The sequence below is a fragment of the Enterobacter cloacae complex sp. P14RS genome (assembly GCF_014895895.1).
Classification (GTDB): Bacteria; Pseudomonadota; Gammaproteobacteria; order Enterobacterales; family Enterobacteriaceae; genus Enterobacter; species Enterobacter bugandensis.
On the sequence record NZ_JADBQM010000037.1, the window covers coordinates 5800 to 9470 of the forward strand.

5 protein-coding genes are annotated in these 3671 nt (G+C 44.2%); all 5 read left to right on the forward strand.

Annotated elements, in window-relative coordinates; all coding sequences use genetic code 11:
• Positions 1-1598, forward strand: a 1598-nt coding sequence (locus tag IM295_RS22850; protein WP_226859541.1) for a superinfection immunity protein, incomplete at its 5' end; no start/stop codon positions are given.
• Positions 1598-1978, forward strand: coding sequence for a phage baseplate protein (locus tag IM295_RS22855; protein WP_193067362.1), 381 nt, complete (start codon positions 1598-1600; stop codon positions 1976-1978). The genes IM295_RS22850 and IM295_RS22855, both read left to right, overlap by 1 nt.
• Positions 1975-2262 carry a hypothetical protein gene (locus IM295_RS22860; protein ID WP_193067363.1) on the forward strand — a complete coding sequence of 96 codons (288 nt, stop codon included), beginning with the start codon at positions 1975-1977 and terminating at the stop codon, positions 2260-2262. The genes IM295_RS22855 and IM295_RS22860 overlap by 4 nt, the downstream gene beginning before the upstream one ends.
• Positions 2255-2983, forward strand: coding sequence for a Gp138 family membrane-puncturing spike protein (locus IM295_RS22865; protein ID WP_226859542.1), 729 nt, complete (start codon positions 2255-2257; stop codon positions 2981-2983). Before IM295_RS22860 ends, IM295_RS22865 begins: the two co-directional genes overlap by 8 nt.
• A 108-nt stretch (positions 2984-3091) precedes the next feature.
• Positions 3092-3671: hypothetical protein (locus tag IM295_RS22870; protein WP_193067364.1), on the forward strand; the 580-nt coding region annotated here is incomplete at its 3' end.

Sequence of the window (3671 nt, forward strand, 5' to 3'; positions counted from 1 at the left end):
TTGTTATTCTGTTATTATTGGCGGTCTATCTATTGCCTTCCATTAATGCGTTTAATAGATGGCATAAAGATAAAAAAGCGGTGTTAGCACTGAATTTATTTTTGGGGTGGACGGCCATTGGATGGATCGGCTCTTTGATTTGGTCATTTACTGGACCGAACTTAAAAAAAGAGAGGTTAAAAGAAAGTTATACTTCTAAAACCTGTCCGCACTGTGCAGAGTTAGTAAAGATAGATGCTAGGATATGTAGATTCTGCCAACGAGAGCTTAAAACATACATTAAACCGCTTAGGCGGTTTTTTTATGGAGTCAAAATGTCACAGGCAAACGCATCTGACGTCATTGATAGTTTATTCGTATCTCTCGGAATAGATTTAGATGACAAGAGTTTTAAAGCCGCGACCAATACGGTAAATGGCCTAAAATCTGGTTTGGTTCAGCTAGGAGCTGCGGCGGGCGCTGGTATAGGGTTTAGTTCGGCAACATTTGGATTGGCGAATAAAATTCAAGAGCTGGAGAGGCTGGGTAAGATTACCAACTTTACTACAAAGCAAATCGAAGGGTTGCAATTTGCTTTGAAAAAGGTTGGTGTTTCTGATGACAGTGCAGCTTATTCGATAGTCCAAAAAATCCCTTCTTTGCAGCAAGCGGCACGTGAAGGGCGTTTAAATGATCAGGCCTATTGGAACGGGGCTTTTAACCCACAACAGTTCTCTAATCTTACTGGTCAGGACGCAATTGAATATCTGATAGAGTCATACTCCAAAATGAATGCCGATCAGCAACGCACTTTAAGAGGCGGGATTGGTATAGGAGATAATGATCCGCTCACACGTTTACTTGAAACTGGAGTTAAAGGTTTCAAAGAAATTAATGAGCAATTCGAAAGGATGCATAAAACTATTGATCCGGCTCTTTCTGAAAATGCTAGAAAACTTAATGACGAATTGTCGGTTTTATCGTTAAATTTTGAAAATCTGAAAAAAGCCATTGGTGGCGACCTTATTGGTCCATTGTCCAGCCTCACGGCAATCGTTAATGATTTAATGCAGAAGTATCCAGATGAAGCAAAGTATGCCAGCTATGCGGCTGGGATAGGCGGTACTGCGATTGTCTGGAAGACAATAGGCGCTCTATTTGGAAAGCAAGCTGCTACCTCGTTCGGTGCTGATTTATTAGCCCATCCGGTGATAGCAACAACCCTTGGAATTATTGCCCCTGGCAACTCTTTTGTTGATTCAGAAGATGCTAAAGCTATGAGCGACCCCATTAAAAACTGGCAAAAAAGAAACCCAGGACAACCTTTGCCGACTGGTACTGTGGATTGGAAAGAACAATATCTTCAGCAATTAGAACGGGGCAGTGTTTCGAAAAATGAGCAAGACTTCCTCGATGTAATTTCTCAGGCTGAGGGAACGTCTAATTATGGCAACAATGGCTATAACACGCTGTTTGGAGGTTCTCAGTTTTCAGACTACAGCGATCATCCTCGCCAATATTTTGATCACAATGGAACTCGAACATCAGCGGCTGGCCGCTATCAAATAACAGCTCAGTCATCGGAGGTGGTCTTACTGCTGGCGTTGCTGCATCGCTAATGTCAGGGCGCACAGCTGCGCTATCAGGGATTGCGGCAAGCGTAGGGTTGGCCGTATACCAACACAGCCAGGGAACGACACGTTCCCAAAGCTTACTTGAACAGTTACGCACCATTCAACGCAATCACGAAACGTTTGATCTCATAGCCAGTAAAGGCGCGTCCTATAGAAACTGCCTGATAACGAATACCCGAACCGAAATCGATAAGGAAACAGAGGGTGGGCTGATCATCGTTGTGGATATGAAACAGTTAACGATTATCCATGACACGGTTGAAGAGACAAACGCCAATTTACCCTGGGGCGATAGCGTGACCACACAAGGCCAGGCTGAGTTTGCTGGTGGAGAAGTTATCACTCAGGCTGTGGAGGTCGTATGATCATCATTCCTCTCTCCAGTGGCTACTCTTTTCAGCGCTTCCGCGTTCAGCTTGGATCGCACTATCTGGTTTTCAGGCTGCGCTGGCTCACTCGCTTCGAATATTTCTGCGTGGATATTCTTGAAAACGGCGAGCCGGTAGTTCTCGGACGCGCGCTGCATCCTGACGTTAATTTGTTGGCTGGCCTGAATACTGATATTGGCGCGTTGTACCTGCGAGGTGAAAGCCCAACAGTCAGCAATTTAGGCATAACCAACAAACTGGAGTGGATAGCCAATGAGTAGGTTTTTCGGACGAAACTATCATCTTGAGATAACCACCACCAGCGGGGAAGTACTGAGATATGAACCACCAATCGAAACTCGGTTCCTTGTCGATAATTTTCCGCAACATGCCAACGCAACAGCCGGCATTACCGTTTTTGGTATTTCTTCCAGGGTACGCGAGCTGATACAGCTGCGCGATGATGCAAAAAACAATTATGGAACGGTCATCCTCAAAGCTGGTTATGGCGATGATACAGGAGTGATTTTTACTGGGAGCATCAACAATGTGCAGGTTGCGAAGGATGGCGTTAATACCTGCATAAAACTGTATTGCTCTGCGTCGTCAACAGAATGGGATGCCTCTTTTCATGAGCTGCCGGAAGGCACTGAAGGACTCATTCATTTTTCGCAGCGTTCCGTTGACTACTGGATCGAGCAGGGCGGGCCCGTTCGTCCTCTCGATGCTCGAATGTTCGATGCGACCGATGCCTTTTTTGCCCCAGGCTACCGCTCCCGCGCTACAAGAATTTCGGGATTACCCAATGAAGGTATCGGAATGAGCAACGCCAGCGGCTCTGTGCGGCTTCATCTTTCTGATGGTGGGATAAACCTCAAAGTGGGGAGTCAAACGCTCTCTCTGTCGTCTGACGGGCTTACACACAACGGTAAGAATATCGGCTCAACGCATAAACATGGTGGTGTAGAGAAGGGCGGGAGCACAACTAAAGAGCCCGAATAGAAATCTCAAAACGAAAAAAAAACACTAATTTTCTTGGCTATCCCCCTGTAATGCTTGGTATTGTCGTCTTGCCCCCTCTCAACATTTCATTGATAGATAGAGAATAAAATGGGAAAGAACGATAAAAGGAAACCACCAAATCCTGGGTTGAATTCAACAATCTGGATAGACAATAAGTACATCACTGATATGGCAACAGCTTTTAGCGATTGCGCTGAGCAACTTGCTGATGGTTGGCACGACCCTCATGATGCAAGGACAAATGCAATCTATACGAATGCTGTTCTCGCGTTAGAGCTGTACTTTAAGTCAAGACTGGTTACGAGAGAGTTTGATCCAACTTATACGAGAGTTACTAACGATGCTCAGATGGTTATCACCACAGAGGATGATTACTATAACACTGAGGAACGGGACTATACAGTAGTAGCTCACATGCACAGTAGACTGGTAGTACCTGAAAAATTTAAAACACATAATATTTTTGACCTCTTCATTGCTTTAAAGGATAGTGATAAAGAAATCATTCTTGAGCGTATTAAAGAAGAGACAAAAAATATTTCTGACATGGATTCATTAAAAAACTTCATAGAAGAGATTAAAAATTATTTTGTTTCGAAACGCTATGCGTTTGAGTTCTTCTTAGAAGCCATACCTAAAGATAGCAATTATATCTACACAGTTATGC